Source organism: Flavobacterium collinsii (genome assembly GCF_902804485.1).
Lineage (GTDB): Bacteria > Bacteroidota > Bacteroidia > Flavobacteriales > Flavobacteriaceae > Flavobacterium > Flavobacterium collinsii.
The window spans coordinates 12,914-29,438 of record NZ_CADCST010000080.1 but is presented as its reverse complement, the minus strand read 5'-3'; the positions used below and the strand labels follow the sequence as shown (position 1 = coordinate 29,438).

General features: G+C 36.0%; 10 protein-coding genes and 1 tRNA gene. 4 read left to right on the top strand and 7 right to left on the bottom strand.

Annotation, left to right across the window (positions count from 1 at the left end; all coding sequences use genetic code 11):
• Positions 1–555: 555 nt before the first annotated feature.
• Positions 556–629: transfer RNA gene (locus FLA105534_RS10535), tRNA-Arg, on the bottom strand.
• A gap of 116 nt (positions 630–745) precedes the next feature.
• Between FLA105534_RS10535 and FLA105534_RS10530 the strand changes: the two genes are divergently transcribed.
• Positions 746–1,258, top strand: coding sequence for an adenine phosphoribosyltransferase (locus FLA105534_RS10530; protein WP_173966085.1), 513 nt, complete (start codon positions 746–748; stop codon positions 1,256–1,258).
• Between the two features lie 260 nt (positions 1,259–1,518).
• Here the strand turns inward: FLA105534_RS10530 and pheT are convergent, their stop codons facing one another.
• From pheT to FLA105534_RS10505, 5 genes are all read right to left on the bottom strand, one after another.
• Complete coding sequence (gene pheT, locus FLA105534_RS10525) at positions 1,519–3,939, bottom strand: phenylalanine--tRNA ligase subunit beta (RefSeq protein WP_173966084.1); 2,421 nt, start codon at positions 3,937–3,939, stop codon at positions 1,519–1,521.
• 666 nt (positions 3,940–4,605) lie between these two features.
• Positions 4,606–5,469 (bottom strand): bestrophin family protein, encoded by an 864-nt coding sequence (locus tag FLA105534_RS10520; protein WP_173966083.1) that lies wholly within the window; start codon positions 5,467–5,469, stop codon positions 4,606–4,608.
• A gap of 27 nt (positions 5,470–5,496) precedes the next feature.
• Positions 5,497–6,807: a TolC family protein gene (locus tag FLA105534_RS10515; RefSeq protein ID WP_173966082.1), complete on the bottom strand. Its 1,311-nt coding sequence runs from the start codon at positions 6,805–6,807 to the stop codon at positions 5,497–5,499.
• A gap of 76 nt (positions 6,808–6,883) precedes the next feature.
• Positions 6,884–9,979 carry an efflux RND transporter permease subunit gene (locus tag FLA105534_RS10510; RefSeq protein ID WP_173966081.1) on the bottom strand — a complete coding sequence of 1,032 codons (3,096 nt, stop codon included), beginning with the start codon at positions 9,977–9,979 and terminating at the stop codon, positions 6,884–6,886.
• Positions 9,980–10,156: 177 nt separating this feature from the next.
• Positions 10,157–11,218, bottom strand: coding sequence for an efflux RND transporter periplasmic adaptor subunit (locus FLA105534_RS10505; protein ID WP_173966080.1), 1,062 nt, complete (start codon positions 11,216–11,218; stop codon positions 10,157–10,159).
• A 525-nt stretch (positions 11,219–11,743) separates the two neighbouring features.
• On the opposite strand from FLA105534_RS10505, the gene FLA105534_RS10500 reads away from it, so the two are divergent.
• The 3 genes from FLA105534_RS10500 (at position 11,744) to FLA105534_RS10490 (ending at position 13,946) form a co-directional block, all read left to right on the top strand.
• On the top strand, positions 11,744–12,340 hold the full coding sequence (locus FLA105534_RS10500) for a TlpA family protein disulfide reductase (RefSeq protein ID WP_173966079.1): 597 nt from the start codon (positions 11,744–11,746) through the stop codon (positions 12,338–12,340).
• Positions 12,341–12,371: 31 nt separating this feature from the next.
• Positions 12,372–13,226, top strand: coding sequence for a hypothetical protein (locus FLA105534_RS10495; protein WP_173966078.1), 855 nt, complete (start codon positions 12,372–12,374; stop codon positions 13,224–13,226).
• A 117-nt stretch (positions 13,227–13,343) separates the two neighbouring features.
• Positions 13,344–13,946, top strand: a complete 603-nt coding sequence (locus FLA105534_RS10490; protein WP_173966077.1) for a PAS domain-containing protein — start codon at positions 13,344–13,346, stop codon at positions 13,944–13,946.
• Between the two features lie 286 nt (positions 13,947–14,232).
• Here the strand turns inward: FLA105534_RS10490 and recG are convergent, their stop codons facing one another.
• Entirely contained in the window at positions 14,233–16,341 is a 2,109-nt protein-coding gene (recG, locus tag FLA105534_RS10485) for an ATP-dependent DNA helicase RecG (protein WP_173966076.1), read from the bottom strand.
• Between the last annotated feature and the right edge of the window lie 184 nt (positions 16,342–16,525).

The window sequence follows — 16,525 nt, the reverse complement described above, 5'->3', positions numbered from 1 at the left end:
GCCCAAAAGCATAAAAATAGTGCAACGCACTATAAATTAAGATAATGAATCATAATGCCCTGAAGGGGCATAAGCAGTTATAAACAAAGCATAATATCTTGATTAAAAGTTGCTAACTTTCGGAAATGTCATATAATAAGATATGTGCTTTTTGGGTTGTGCTTTCGCCCTTACAGGGCTTAAAGAAGTGCTCACCAGTATCTATGGCACTTCGTACCATGTTACTGCTAAGGCTCTTACAGAGCAACAGATTCCAAATACTTCTCCCTTATAGGGTAAGCTGTAAATTATTATTTTTACAATCAAGAAATTTTAAGAAAAAGTAAATCTTTAAAAGATTGCAAAAGGCTGCCACTATCATTCCTAAAGTCCTTTACGGTAAAGAGAATACTGTTTTTACACTCCACAACTTTTAAACCTGATTCTTTTTAGATTGACTAATACTTATGCCCAATTTTTTAAATCCACAAGTTTGCGTATTGATTCCAGATAGCTCAAATAGTAACAATTATACAAAAAAAAAAATCCCACTTCGTAAGAAATGGGATTTTTTTGTGACCTCGACTGGATTCAAACCAGTAACCTCTTGAGCCGTAATCAAGTGCGCTATTCAGTTGCGCCACGAGGCCTTTTTTATTTTTCAATAAGCTATTTTTTAGTAGCTTTGTTGATTGCTGTTTGCGGGTGCAAAGATAGACATAAATGCGAGATATACAAGTATAAAATAACATAAAAATTAAAAAAAATGCAGATCGAAAATTATATACGTGATATTCAAGGATTTCCAAAAAAAGAAATTTTATTCAAAGACATCACTCCGTTGTTAAATGACCCCATTGCAAGGAAAAAGGCGGTTTCTGTTCTGGCAGAATCCTTAAAAGGACAAAAAATCGATAAAGTAGTAGGTGCTGAAAGTCGGGGCTTTTTCTTTGGGATTTTACTGGCGCAGGAACTGGATGCAGGGTTTGTTCCCGTAAGAAAGCCAAATAAGCTGCCGTACGACACGATTTCGGCTTCCTACGAACTCGAATATGGTACCGATAGTTTAGAGATCCATACAGACGCCATAAAGAAAGGGGACAGGGTTTTGATTCACGACGATGTTTTAGCAACAGGCGGAACCGCAAAAGCTGTTTGTGAATTGGTAGAACAACTAGGAGGGGAGATTGTACAATGCAACTTTCTGATGGAGCTCAGTTTTTTGAACGGAAGGGAAAAAATAAGCAAACATCCCATTTTTGCCGCAATCACTTATTGATTTGCTTCTAGAATGAAGATTAAAGAATAAAGATTAAAGAATAAAGATTTAAGAATAAAGATTTAAGAATAAAGATTAACGATTAACGATTTTTTATTTTGTATTACTGAACGGGGTGAAGTTGTTGATTTTATCTAGTTTGAGATCTGAATTCAAAAATCTTAAAGGTTAAAATCTAAATACAGGTAAAAAAAAATCCCAATTCTAAAATAAATTAAGAATTGGGATTTGGAATTTTAAAAATTGTATTTTTTAAAAACTTATCTTAAAGTTGCTCCAAGTTCAGTTTCGAAAGTTTGCTGCAATTTCGACATAATTTTGTCGATTTGAACGTCTGTAAGCGTTTTTGTATTGTCCTGAATGGTAAAACTCAAAGCATATGATTTCTTACCTTCCGGAAGCTTACTACCTTCATAAACATCAAATAAGTTGATGTCTTTTAAAAGAGATTTCTCTGTTTGTTTAGCAAGGTTAAAAATACTCTCGTACGTCGTGTTTTTGTCAATCAATAACGCTAAATCTCTGCGAACTTCAGGATATTTTGGAATTTCGGTATACTTAATTTTTCCGGTAATGATTTTTAGAATCAAATCCCAGTTGAAATCAGCAAAATAAACATCCTGTTTGATTCCGAAATGTTTCAATATTGACTTTTTAACGACTCCCGTTTCTACTAAAGTTTCGTTATTGTAACAAATTGCCGTTCCTTCCGAGAAAACATCTGATTGTACAGGTGCATTGGTGATTTTATCAATTCCCAAACGCGACAATACTCCTTTTACATATCCTTTTAATAAAAAGAAATCAGTTGTTTTTTGAGGATTTGTCCAGCTTTCTTTGTTTCTGTTTCCGGAAATCAACAAAGTAAGGTGTTTGTGCTCCTCGTATCCGTTAAGGTATTTATGATACGATTTTCCGAATTCAAATAATTTTAAATCAGAGTTCTTTCTGTTGATGTTGTATGAAATAGCCTCTAAACCTGAAAACAATAAAGATTGACGCATAGTCGACAAGTCACTGCTTAAAGGGTTAAGTATGCTAACATTGTGCTCTTCTTTTAAAACAGTTGATAATTTTGCATAAGCAGCTGTAGTTAAAGAGTTGGCCATCATCTCGTGAAAACCTTGCGAGTTCAATTGAGACGCAATTACATTTTGAACTTTATAATCTTCTGTTCTTGGAGCGTTAGATACGGTAGCATTGAATTTTTTAGAAAAATTAATGTTGTTGTATCCGTAAACTCTCAGAATTTCCTCGATTACGTCAATTTCACGCTGCACGTCTACACGATAGGCAGGGATAGTTAAACCCAAACCTGAATCTGAAACGCTATTTACTTTTATATCTAAAGAAACCAGAATTTTTTTGATAGTATCTTTTGGAATCTCCTGTCCGATAATTTTTGAAACATGACTGAAATTCAATAAAACTGAAAAATCTTCTACTTTCTTAGGGTATACTTCTATAACGTCAGAAGTGATTTTTCCTCCGGCTACTTCCTGAATTAAAAGGGCAGCGCGTTTTAAAGCATATTCAGTAATCGTTGGATCAATACCTCTTTCAAATCTAAAAGAAGCATCTGTGTTTAGTCCGTGTCTTTTAGCAGTTTTACGCACGCTTACGGCATCAAAATAAGCACTTTCTAAGAATACAGTGGTTGTTCCTTCTGTTACTCCCGATTTTTTACCTCCAAAAACTCCTGCGATACAAAGTGGTCCTTTTTCATCACAGATCATCAGATCTTCTTTGTGTAAAGTTCTTTCAACATCGTCTAAAGTCACAAACTTAGTTCCTTCAGGAAGCGTTTTTACAATTACTTTTCCGTTGATTTTTGCAGCATCAAACGCATGCAAAGGCTGTCCTAATTCGTGTAAAACATAATTAGTAACATCGACAATATTATTTTTTGGAGTCAGTCCAATAGCTTTCAGACGATCTTGTAACCATGCCGGGGATTCTTTTACAGAAATTCCTGAAATAGTTACTCCGCAGTATCTTGGTGCTAAAAGAGGTTCTTCAACATTAACATCAATTTTTAAAGTACGCATGTCTACTCTGAAGTTACTCACAGAAGGAGTAATTAACTCAATATTTACACCGCGTTGAAGCATTCCCGCTCTTAAATCACGGGCTGTACCCAGGTGACTCATCGCATCTGCACGGTTTGGAGTTAAACCTATTTCGAAAACTTCGTCATTAACAACTTTAAAAACTTCTGAAGCAGCAGTTCCGGGAACTAAATTTTCAGCCAAAACCATAATTCCGTCATGACTTGTTCCTAAACCTAATTCATCTTCGGCACAAATCATTCCGTGGCTTTCCATTCCGCGGATCTTTCCTTTTTTAATGGTAAACTCAGCACCATCTTTATCGTATAAAACAGTTCCTATCGTAGCAACAGGTACTTTTTGCCCCGCAGCAACGTTAGCAGCGCCACAAACAATTTGTATAGGCGCTTCTAAACCAATATTTACAGTTGTAACTTTTAATCTGTCGGCATCAGGATGTTTTTCGCAAGTCAACACATGTCCAACAACAACACCTTGTAAACCGCCTTTAATCGATTGGTATTTTTCGACAACTTCTACTTCAAGCCCTAAATCTGTTAGTAATTCCGAGGTTTGATCAGATGGCCAGTCCGTTTTTATAAATTGTTTTAACCAATTGTAAGATATTTTCATGTTGACTTTTTTTGTTCTTGTATGAGGTTACAAATATAAGAATTGCACATTGTAGTAAGAAACAATTTATTTGCTTTTTTCAGACTGTTTTTTCAGACGGATAGTTTAGAATGCTAAGTCTTCTTTTTAACACATAAAAGTATAGTTCTTTACTTTCAAATAAGGTTTTTTATAAAATAAACCGCAAAGTGTTATATGGGAGAAATAGATTCTTTTTGTATGCAAAAACTATGTTTCTATGTGTTAGAATATAGGTTCTGATGTTGGAGCGTTAAAATTTTTAACACATAGAAACATAGATTTGTATTATTTAAAAGAGGTTATAAAAGAGAAATATATTTCTTTCGCATAGTGTTATGCGTTTTATTTCAAGGGAAACGACTTTTTAAGCGTTTAGAACTATGCCTCTATGTGTTAGAAACAAATTCCGATGTTTGCGCACTAAAAATTTTAACACATAGAAATATAGATTTGCATTATTTAAATAAGGTAATAGAACAGAAATGTATTTCTTTCACATAGTGATATGCGTTTTATTTTAAGTGAAACGACTTTTTCAGCATTAAGAACTATGTCTCTATGTGTTGAATGTTTATGTATTAATTGATTATGCTAGTTATCTAATGATTGCGGTAGCTATTTATAAGTGCTTAATATTCAGTCGAATCAGATAATTTCCTCAATGTGTTTTTTGATGTTTTCCGAGATCTTTTTTGTTGGCAGATCATTTTCGTCATCTCCAAACGGATCTTCGATTTCTTCTGCAATAAGTTCCAAACTTGCCAGCACATAGAAAATGAAAACGACAACCGGAGCCACATAATATCCCAGGCTTACAGAATAACCAAAAGGTAATGTCATCGTGTAAAAGAAGATAAATTTTTTGATAAAAGCACTGTAAGAGTAGGGAATAGGCGTGTTTTTAATTCTTTCACAGGCACCGCAGATATCTGTAAAAGACTGTAATTCCTCATTTAAGATTATGAGTTGGTCTCCACTAATTTTTTTTGCTTCGTAAAGATCATTGATTTTCTGAAACATCAGTTTTTTAACCTGATTTGGTTTGTGCTTATGATGATCAATTTCCAAATCAACATCTTCAAAAAGCTGCTTTCCTGTGTCAGAATCATGCAGGTGTTTGTGCAAAACAGAAGCGTAGGCCGGAATAAATTTTCGGAAGAATTTTCGATCGTTTTCTTCCTTCAGCATTGCCGAAAGTTTGATGGCGAGATTTCGGCTGTTATTGACAAGGCCTCCCCATAGTTTTCGGCCTTCCCACCAACGATCGTAAGCAGTGTTGGTTCTGAAAACTAATAATAAGGATATTACAAAGCCCAACATCCCGTGCATGATCGGGATGTTATGGATGTAATCGTTTTTACCAATTTTAAAATAAGAGACTTCAAGATACCCCACTATCGAAGAGTAAATTCCGATAGCAATCATGATTGGAAGCAGTTTTCTAACGGTATCCGATTTATGAAAATGAAAGATAAAAGTGAACCAATCTTTGGTGTTGTATGAAATCATTTGAACTTGTTTTAAAACAAATTTACTTTAAAAATTAATATTTCCGGCTAATTCTTTCAAGGCAATTTCAGATAATTTTGCCTGAAATTGTGCGTTGCTATAACGTACTTTGGCATTTACATAATTCAACTGAGCTGTTCTGAAATCAAGAGTGGTAATGGTTCCGATTCTGAATTTATCTAAAGTAATATCTAAATTCTGCTTTGCAATGGTTACGTTATCCTCTTCCAGTCCAATCAACTCCAGATTGGTTAAATATGTTTGAAAAGCAGTGCTTAATTGTGTATTTAAGATCATGTTTTGCTGCTCTATAGCTATCTGCGAATTTTCGATCTGTAATTTGGCTACTTTCTCATTTCGGTGCTGATTAAAACCGTCAAATACATTTAAAGTGGCATTAAAACCATAGTTAAAACCTTTGGAAGAGTTTTGACTTGTAAATCCAAGACTGGACTGACTTTCATTAAAGTTGTATCCTGAAGTAAGGTTTACTACCGGATAACGATCGGCTTTGACCTGTTTTAATTGAAGTTCAGCGATACGTTTGTTGATAATTTGTGCTTCTAAAGCAGGATTTTGCTTTTGTGCCAATTCTATTAAATCAACCAAAACAAGTTTATTGTCTACAGAAACTACATTTGTTACGGTAAAGTTTATTTTGGCATCACGGGCTAAATATTGATTCAATAAAATTTTAGCGTTAGCATAAGATTCTTTCTGTCTCAATAAAGCAACCTGATCAGAATTTAAATCCACCTGAGCGTTTAAAACTTCCAGTTTGGAGGCTTTTCCGATACTAAAGCGATTTTGTGCCAGCGTAAGTCTTTGTTTCGAAATTACGATTGTGGTATCCAGTGCCGATAATTGCTGTTGTTGCTGTACCAAATCAAAGTAAGCAGTGTTTACCTGACCAATTTTTACAAGTACGGTTCTTTTTAACTCAGAATCACCTAGTTTTTGCAATTCTTTAAGCTGATCTAGTCGGGCGAACATTTTCATTCCGTCAAAAACGGTCCAGCCCAGACTTACTCCGTAAGCCAAACTATTGTTTTTGGCATTTCTTAAGGAAGTAGAAGTTCCGTCCTGACGCGTTTGTGACGAGTTTGTAACGCTGTTGTTGTCTGTAACCGAAGCGGTAGCAGTTGGCAACATTCCCGCATTTCCAACTGTTACATTGGTTTCGCTTATTTTAGAGTTGTTTTTGGCAATTTTAATTTCGAAATTATTCTCTAATGCGATCTTCATGGCGTCTTCGATAGTTAAGACTTCCTGCGCGCTGATTTTTGTTGTACAAAACAAAAATAAAATGAGACCTGTTACTATTATTTTAGCTTTCATGTGATGAAGGATTGCTGCGGGTGATTCTTTTAAGAAGAAGGCCGCAGCTTCTATATTATTTCAAAAATTTTATCAATTACTTAGTATCTCTTTCATATTCTTCAATATGATCAAATTCAGGATAATGTTTTCTGGCTTTGGACCACATTAAATAGATAGCAGGAATTACAAATAATGTCAGAGCCAATGAGAAAATAGTTCCTCCAACAATTACAACTCCCATACCAATTCTACTGGTTGAAGCAGCTCCAAGCGACATTGCAATTGGCAAGGCACCTAATGCAATAGCCAAACTCGTCATCAAAATAGGACGCAAACGTGCTTCTGAGGCTTCTAAAATAGCTTCTAATTTGGGTTTTCCCTGTTCACGAAGCTGATTCGCAAATTCAACGATCAGAATACCGTTTTTCGTTACCAGTCCAATAAGCATTACGGTTCCGATCTGGCTAAAAATATTCCAGGTCTGATTGAAAAGCCATAATGAGAATAGAGCTCCCGCAACCGCCATAGGTACTGTTAAGATTATGATAAGCGGATCGATAAAACTTTCAAATTGTGCAGCAAGAATTAAAAAGATCAATAATAAAGCCAGTCCAAAAGCAAAAGAAGTGTTGGAGCTACTTTCAACAAAATCTCGCGATTCTCCACTTAAATCGGTGGTAAAAGTATCGTTCAGCACTTTTGCTTTGATTCTGTCCATTTCCTGAATACCGTCGCTGATACTTTTTCCCGGTGCCAGACCTGCAGAAACAGTCGCAGACATGTAACGGTTGTTGTGGTACAATTGTGGAGGATTACTTTGTTCTTCAATTTTAACCACGTTATCCATCTGAATCAATTCTCCGCTTTTATTTTTCACAAACATTGAAGTCAAATCCAGAGGTTTTGAACGGTCTTTTTGATCAAATTGACCAATTACCTGATACTGTTTTCCGTTTTTAATAAAATAACCAAAACGCTGTCCGCTTAAAGAAAGCTGTAGCGTCTGAGCGATATCAATAATTGAAATACCAAGACTCTCTGCCTTTTCACGGTCAATACTTACGTTAATTTCCGGTTTGTTGAATTTTAAATTAACATCAGTAACGGAGAACACGTCACTTTTGCCTACTTCTTCCATAAAAACGGGAATTTTTTCTCTCAGTTTTTCAAAATTCGGAGCCTGAATGATATATTGAATCGGCAAACCACCACGTCGGTTTACAGCAATTGTAGGCTGCTGAATTACGGATGTTTTTGCATCAGGATATCGTTTGGTCATTTTGGTCAATTGGTCGGCGATATCTTTTTGAGATCTTTTTCGCTGATCCGGTTCTACTAATGAGAGTCGAATAAAACCTGAGTTGGTAGCCGAAGCTCCAAAACCGGGCGCGGTAATCACCAAACTCACTTTTTTCTCCGGAATGGAATCGTCTACCAGTCTTGAAATTTCCTGCATAAAACGGTCTGTGTATTCGTAGGTCGAACCCTCAGGAGTTGTCATACGCATGGTAACAGAGCTACGGTCGTCATATGGAGCGGTTTCTTTTGGAAGAATAGTAAAGAATAGATAGATCAATCCAAAACACGCTATCAGAATTGGGAAACTAAGCCATTTTTTGGCAATAAAACGATTTAAAGAATCAGCGTAACCGCTGTTTAGTTTCTCGAAGAAAGGTTCAGTTCTGACATAAAATTTTGATTTTTTCTGCTCTCCGCCTTTCATCAGATAGGCGTTCAGCATTGGTGTTAGTGTCAGGGATACAAAGGCCGAAATTAATACAGCAGCCCCGATTACCACTCCAAATTCCCGAAAGAGTCGGCCTACGAAACCTTCTAAGAATATTACCGGAAGAAATACTGCCGCAAGCGTCACAGAGATCGAAATTACAGCATAGAATATCTCATTAGATCCTTTGATTGCCGCTTCAATTGGCGACATTCCTTCTTCCACCTTCTTGAAGATATTCTCGGTAACCACAATTCCGTCATCCACCACCAGACCGGTTGCGAGTACAATTGCCAACAAGGTTAATACGTTGATAGAGAACCCAAAAAGCCACATGATAAAAAACGTAGCGATTAACGAAACCGGAATGTCAATTAAAGGTCGGAACGCGATGGCCCAGTCTCTAAAGAATAAATAAATAATGATGATTACGAGAATAATCGAAATACCTAAAGTTTCGGCAACTTCAAGTACTGATTTCTTTACGAAAATAGTGTTGTCAAGTGCAATATTCAGCTTGATATCTTTTGGAAGATCCTTTTTTAAGGCTTCGTATTTTTTGTAGAATTCCGTAGAAATGTCCAGATAGTTGGCTCCCGGCATCGGCACAATAGCCAAACCAATCATCGGAAGGCCAGATTGGCTTAGTTTTGTTTCAATGTTTTCCGGACCTAATTCAGCTCCTCCAATATCGCTTAAACGAACAATTTTATCACCGTTAGTACGAATGATGATGTTGTTGAATTCTTCGGGTTTTGAAAGATTTCCGACCGTTTTTACGGTTAATTCGGTATTGTTCCCGGTTAGTTTTCCTGAAGGCAATTCGACATTCTGTGCATTTAACGCATTACGAACGTCAGATACGGTACATTTATATGCCGTTAGCTTTACAGGATCAATCCATAAACGCATAGCATAACGTTTTTGTCCCCAGATTTGAACTCCGCTGACTCCCGGAATGGTCTCCAGGCGTTGTGAAATGACATTTTCGGCATAATCACTTAATTCTAAAGAATTTCGGGTATCGCTTTGTACGGTCATCGATATAATAGCATCACTGTCGGCATCTGCTTTTGAGACCACCGGCGGCGCATCGATATCCTGCGGTAAACTTCTGATAGCCTGCGAAACTTTATCACGAACGTCGTTTGCAGCTTCTTCTAAATTTTTATCAAGGTTGAACTCGATGGTAATATTACTGCTTCCCTGATTACTCGAAGAGGTGATATTTCGGATTCCGTCGATTGCATTTACCGCCTTTTCGAGAGGTTCTGTAATTTGTGACTCTATAATATCAGAATTGGCTCCGGTATAATTGGTTCGGATAGAAACCTGTGCAGGGTCGATCGAAGGAAATTCCCTGACACCCAAAAACGTATAACCAATAAAACCGAACAGAATAATTAAAAGATTCAGTACAATGGTTAAAACAGGTCTTTTTATACTTGTTGTTGATAAACTCATAGTGTTATTTATGATTTTAGAGTTTAGATTTTAGATTTTTTTTGAATAACAGAAAAAAAAGTATAGAATAAAGAAAATAGAGTATAGACTATAGAAAATAGATTGAAGCGTATTAAGTATCCCGTTAGACGTCATACATTTTACAACTCACATTTCTCATTTCTCATTTCTCATTTTCTATTTTTTTACATTCACTTTTATTGGAGCTTCATTTTTAAGCGACATTACGCCACTGGTAATCAGAGTATCCCCAGCTTTTAATCCTGATAGAATTAAAATAGAAGAGTCTGTTCTTGTAGCGGCATCTACCATAACTTCTTTAGCTTTTCCATTATTAGAGATGTATACTTTTTTTCCACTTTGCACTGGAATAATTGCTTCTGAAGGCACTACAATAGCATCTTTTATAATGTTTAGAGGTAATTTAACATCGGCAAAAGTTCCCGGAAAAAGTTTTCCGTCAACATTATCGGCAATAGCACGAACTTGCAGTGTACGTGTAGCCACTTCCACTTCCGGTTCGATAGCGTATGTTTTTGCTGAATAGACTTTGTCAGAACCTGAAACGGTAAAATCAATCGATGATCCTGTTTTTACTTGAGAAGCATACTTTTCAGGAATAGAAAATGTAATTTTTAATTTACCGGTGTTTACCAGTTTAGCAACCAAAATAGTAGGAGTGATGTAAGTTCCAGGAGAAATAGAACGCAAACCAATCTTTCCTGAGAAAGGAGCCTTAACCGAAGTTTTTGCAATCTGAGCTCTGATTAACTGACTTTGTGCCTGTGCAGACGCATGATCAGCCTTAGCAACATCAAATTCTTCCTGACTGATTGCCTCTTTTTGAAGCAATAGTTTAGCTCTTCTTTCATTTTCAGCTGCAAGACCTTCTCTGGTTACCGCTTGTCTTAACTGAGCTTTGAGTTCAATATCATTTACTTTAAAAAGTACCTGACCTTTGTTTACAAAAGTGCCTTCAGTGAAATAAATCCCTTCCACAATTCCTGAAACCTCACTCCGAATTTCGATTTGTTCATTGGCTTCAATAGACCCTGAAAGCGATAAATTGTTATCGAAAGTGGTGGTCTTAACGATAATTCCGGTTACTGTAGTAGGAGTGTCTTTGTCTCCAAATTTTTTTGATTCGTCGTTCTTCTTTTTGTTTGATACGACTCTGTAGGCAATAAAACCTCCTAATACAATGATTAAAAGGGCGTAAACAAGGTTTTTTACTTTCATAAACTTGAGGTAAATGTATTTTTGGTGTATGTTTTTAGTAAGCTCACAAATTTAACTTTTTGTTGTGAAATCTGATGAGCTTAGCTTTTATTTAACATTTGTAGGTACAAATTTTAAAACAAGGCCTTGATTAGACTGTTTTACTTTACAAAGGTTTAATGGAGAAGTAAAAAAAAATGAAAATAAATAAGAAAGGGTAAAGTCAGGGGCTGTAAAACTCATTTTTATGGTTTTACGCACAAAACAAGTAGAACTACGGGTTTTAAAAATAGAAAAAAACGCACAAAGCTATAATTTTGTGTATTTTGTCCGATTTTATTTGCAGTTTATCGATTTTATTTGTAACATTGATAAGCTTAAACAAAATGACATGTTTTTCATCTGACGGCTAATGTTTTTGAGGGTTAAGCGTTAAATTATGTAGATTTTTTATTTTATTTAAAGTTAAAATAGTTAAATAGTAAAGCAGTTAATTAACAATTGTTTAGACATTTTTTAAGTTTTCACCCCAAAATTTACCTGTTTATGCTAAAAAAATTACTTGTTGGCTTGTGGATGGCATTGTTAGTTGCCGCTATTTCGGTTCTGTTCTGGCAGAATGAATTTAAGTACAGTTTACCTACACCTGTTCCTGTGAATTATAAAGTGATAGCCGTGGGGAGTAAAATTGATTTGAAATGCTGCTTAGCAGACCGAAAACCAATTTTTATCCATTTTTTCAATCCCGATTGTCCCTGTTCGCGTTTTAATATTCCTCATGTCAGCGAACTCATCCAGAAATATGGCGACCGGATAAATTTCAAAATTGTAGTGCTTAATAAAGAGAAAACCTTTACCATAGCCGAAATTCAGGAGAAGTTTAACGCCAAGATTCCAGTTTATTTTGATCAGAGCATAGCAAAAAACTGTGGCGTGTTCTCAACGCCGCAGGCTGTTTTACTTGATGGCTCACAGAATTTGTATTATCGCGGAAATTACAATAAAACCAGATATTGTACGAATGCCGACAGTAATTATGCTCAAATGGCAATTGATTCATTATTAAAACAAAATCATTCACCCTCGTTTGATGCATTGGCTTTAAGGGCCTATGGATGTTCGCTACCAAAATGCAATAAATAAACCAAATTCTTAACCAAAATCATTTTAATTTATGAAAACAAGAGCCAGTTTGAATGAGCAAGATTATTTGCACAATTTTATGTCTACGATGACGCAAAGATCAGACACTATTATTAATTACGTATTAGCAATTTATTTTCTCCTCGGAATTGCTTTGGCCTTTAAGTATGACACGTTTGAGATTGGAGTCGGGGTGGGTGTTTTAAATTTATTATTATACTATTCGGCTAAATTTTTCTTCAAAAAATCTAACTTTTATCAGTATGTTCTGGCTATTGTTCTGGCTGTGTTTATGGCACAGTACATTTATCAGATGCACGGTTTGTTTGAAATGCATTTTACCGTTTTTATCGCCAGTACAATTTTAATTATCTATCAAAACTGGAAATTGCAAATTCCTTTAACGCTTTTAGTGGTATTGCATCACGGGGCTTTGGCATATCTGCAAAATACTGTTTTTAACGATCCAAAAGGACTGCAATTATATTTTTCGCAGGTTAATTTTGATTCGGAAACCTTTCTGATCCATGTTGTCTTGGCGGCAGTTGTATTTTTTATGAATGGCTATTGGGCGTATTATTTTAAAGAACACAGTCAAAATCACATCTCTAAAATATCGGACGAATACGAATTGGAGAACATGAAGCTAGCCTCGGCAAAATACAGTTCGCTAACCGCTACTAAAGATTACAACGATTTTATTCACAGAACTACGCTGGATTTAAAGCTACCGGTAAGCTCGGTTCTCAAACTTATTGATGTTTCAAAAGGACATACCGATAATGATAAGTTGTTGAGTTATCTCGAAATGATGCGTGAAAGCGCCAAGAAAATTGACGATCTCGTGAACGATATTCATGTGAAATCAACTGACACCAGAAGTTAAGATAAAGAGCAGTAGTGAGTTGTAAATTAGTTATTTATCTACTTTCTTTATGTACTACAAAGATGTACAGGTCAAAGGCAAAAAAACAATTGCTTATTAATTTTAAATACAGGATTTATGGACAACAGAATTACCCGCCCGACTCCATCCGACAGAGAGGTTGATTGGAACAGAACTAAAGTGTTATTAAGTAAAACGGATACAAAAGGAACCATTCTATATGCAAATGAAGCTTTTATTGACGTTTCAGGATATGATGAGCATGAATTAATCGGTCACGCTCATAATATCGTGAGACATCCAGAGATGCCAAAAGTAATTTTTAAATTCTTATGGGATAGTATCAAATCTAGTCAGAATATCCACGTTATTATTAAGAATATGTCTAAAACAGGACGATACTATTGGGTTGTAACTGATTTTAAAATTATTGCTGATGGTGACGGCGAGATTATTGGTTATTTCGGGACTAGAAAATCGGTACCAGAAGAAATAATTACAAAGTTTATTGATCCCTTGTATAAAAAGTTACTGCATATCGAAGAAGTTAGCGGAATAGGCGCCTCCGAAGACTATTTGGTAGGTTTTTTAGAAGAACGCAAAAAAACATACATGGAGTATGTTGATCATCTGATTGCTACAGGAAAAGACGACAAAAACAAAATCAGCAAAGGTCTATTTAGTGGTCTTTTCGAAAAGAAAGCAGCTCCTAAAAAATAAACTACAGCAGAAATATATACTTCATTGTAAAAGACGAACATTCGACTTCCAAAAATTTGTCCCCCAACGAATTTAAATCTCCAAAAACATCAGTCGTTGAATTTTTACTCTTTATTACAGTGAAGTATTTTTTAAAATTTCCATAAACCTTCGACTTCCCTCAGGGTGACAGTACTATGCCCGCATTCAATTTAGGTTTTATAAGTCCTCAATTTCACTTAGATTACCGTTACGCAATTCTAAGTTATAAACCTCAGAACCTTAGCATCTCAGTACCTTAGCACCTCTAACTAATATAATTCCAAATGTTTTTCTTTTTGGTAAGTTCTATAAAAACGGCCTTAAGTATGGCGTGTTCTGGTTTTTGAAGCGGACCGTCTTCTTTTAGGATCTTCATAGCATAGTTACGGGCCAGGCTTAAAATATCTCTGTCACGGACTATATCAGCAATTTGAAGGTTTAAAACACCGCTTTGCTGTGTCCCCATTAAATCTCCCGGGCCACGCAGTTTAAGATCTACTTCGGCGATTTCGAACCCGTCATTAGTCTGAACCATTGTTTCCATTCGCGTTTTACTGTCAGAGCTCAACTTGAAACTTGTCATCAGTATGCAATAACTTTGTTCCGCTCCACGTCCCACGCGCCCTCGGAGCTGATGTAGCTGAGACAATCCGAAACGTTCGGCACTTTCGATAATCATTACACTCGCATTAGGCACGTTAACTCCCACTTCAATTACAGTTGTAGCCACCATAATATTGGTTTTACCTTCAGAAAAGCGTTTCATTTCGGCATCTTTGTCGGCTGGTTTCATTTTTCCATGTAGGATAGAAATTGAATACTGAGGTAATGGAAAATCGCGGGAAATACTCTCATAACCATCCATCAAATCTTTGAAGTCCATTTTTTCTGATTCCTGAATCAAGGGATATACGATGTAAATTTGTCTTCCCAAGGCAATTTCGTCGCGCAGGAATTTCCAGACTTTTAAACGATTACTATCAAATCTATGTACGGTTTGAATAGGTTTTCGTCCCGGAGGCAATTCATCAATTACCGAAATATCTAAATCACCGTACAAACTCATCGCTAAAGTTCTCGGGATAGGGGTGGCGGTCATCACCAAAACGTGCGGCGGAATTTCATTCTTCTTCCACAATTTCGAACGTTGTTCTACACCAAAACGATGTTGCTCGTCAATTACTGCGAGACCTAAATTTTGAAACTTTACCTTGTCCTCCAAAAGTGCATGTGTGCCAATTAAGATCTGCAAACTTCCGTTTTCGAGCTCTTCATGAATAATCTTTCTGGCTGAAGTTTTACTTGAGCCAGTTAGGAGTTTTATGTTGATATTTAGCGTTTTAGCTAATTCCGATAATCCGATAAAATGCTGATTAGCAAGGATTTCTGTCGGAGCCATTAGGCAAGCCTGGAAGCCATTGTCTATAGCCAAAAGCATGCTCATAAAAGCTACGATCGTTTTTCCGGAACCTACATCTCCTTGCAATAATCTATTCATTTGAGCATTACTTCCCATGTCCGAACGAATCTCTTTAACTACTCTTTTCTGAGCGTTCGTTAGTTGAAAGGGCAGATGATGCTGGTAAAATTCATTAAAAAATTCACCCACTTTTACAAAAGGATGTCCTTTGATTTTATGCTTCCGAATGAGATTTTTGGTAATTAACTGTAGCTGTATAAAAAACAGTTCTTCAAATTTTAATCGGTATTGGGCTTTAGCTAAAGCATCGGTACTTTTTGGAAAATGAATATTAAAAAGGGCAGCTCTCTTTGAAATAAGCCTTAATTCTTCGATTAAATAGGCCGGAAAAGTTTCTGTAAACAAAGCCTGAGTCTCCAGAAACAATTGCTCCATTAGTTTGTTAATGGTTCGGTTTGAGATTCCTTTATTAGCCAGTGTTTCTGTTGAAGGATAAACCGGCTGCATGGCCGAGCGAAGACTTCTTTCATGCTCGCTCCACAATTCGATTTCAGGATGTGCCATACTGAACTGGCTTCCATACAACGAACATTTTCCGAAAATCACACAAACTTCATTCAGTTTCAAACTCTCACGAACCCATTTGTGGCCCTGAAACCAATTTAAGTCAATTTGTCCCGTATCATCTACAAAAGTAGCAACCAGACGTTTTTTGTTCTTCGCAAATTCAACTGTTTTAATGTTGATTATCTTTCCAATAATCTGTACCTCAGAACCGGTATTTTGCAGTTCATTAATTTTATAGTAACGCGTCCGGTCAATATACCTGTTGGGGTAAAAATTAACTAAATCTCCATATTTATGAATTCCCAATTCCTTACGAAGCAGCTGTCCACGACTGGGACCAACGCCTTTTAGGTATTCGATTGGGGTTTCAAGGAGATTGTTAGACATGTAATGATTTTAGATTTTAGATTGCAGAGTCAAGAAAATAGAGCCAAGATTCAAGATTGTAGAACAAAGACTATAAGATGTAGAATTTACTCTATCTTCTTTATTCTTGACTCTATTTTTTCGTTCTATTTTCTTTCCTAACTGCGAAGATATATTTTAATTGGGAAATTTGAAAGTCGAAATT

What these genes read in the sequence shown, in the direction of transcription:
- FLA105534_RS10530 (WP_173966085.1), top strand. Translation starts at nt 746, where the DNA reads ATGCAGATCGAAAATTATATACGTGATATTCAAGGATTTCCAAAAAAA.
- pheT (WP_173966084.1), bottom strand. Translation starts at nt 3,939, where the DNA reads ATGAAAATATCTTACAATTGGTTAAAACAATTTATAAAAACGGACTGG.
- FLA105534_RS10520 (WP_173966083.1), bottom strand. Translation starts at nt 5,469, where the DNA reads ATGATTTCATACAACACCAAAGATTGGTTCACTTTTATCTTTCATTTT.
- FLA105534_RS10515 (WP_173966082.1), bottom strand. Translation starts at nt 6,807, where the DNA reads ATGAAAGCTAAAATAATAGTAACAGGTCTCATTTTATTTTTGTTTTGT.
- FLA105534_RS10510 (WP_173966081.1), bottom strand. Translation starts at nt 9,979, where the DNA reads ATGAGTTTATCAACAACAAGTATAAAAAGACCTGTTTTAACCATTGTA.
- FLA105534_RS10505 (WP_173966080.1), bottom strand. Translation starts at nt 11,218, where the DNA reads ATGAAAGTAAAAAACCTTGTTTACGCCCTTTTAATCATTGTATTAGGA.
- FLA105534_RS10500 (WP_173966079.1), top strand. Translation starts at nt 11,744, where the DNA reads ATGCTAAAAAAATTACTTGTTGGCTTGTGGATGGCATTGTTAGTTGCC.
- FLA105534_RS10495 (WP_173966078.1), top strand. Translation starts at nt 12,372, where the DNA reads ATGAAAACAAGAGCCAGTTTGAATGAGCAAGATTATTTGCACAATTTT.
- FLA105534_RS10490 (WP_173966077.1), top strand. Translation starts at nt 13,344, where the DNA reads ATGGACAACAGAATTACCCGCCCGACTCCATCCGACAGAGAGGTTGAT.
- recG (WP_173966076.1), bottom strand. Translation starts at nt 16,341, where the DNA reads ATGTCTAACAATCTCCTTGAAACCCCAATCGAATACCTAAAAGGCGTT.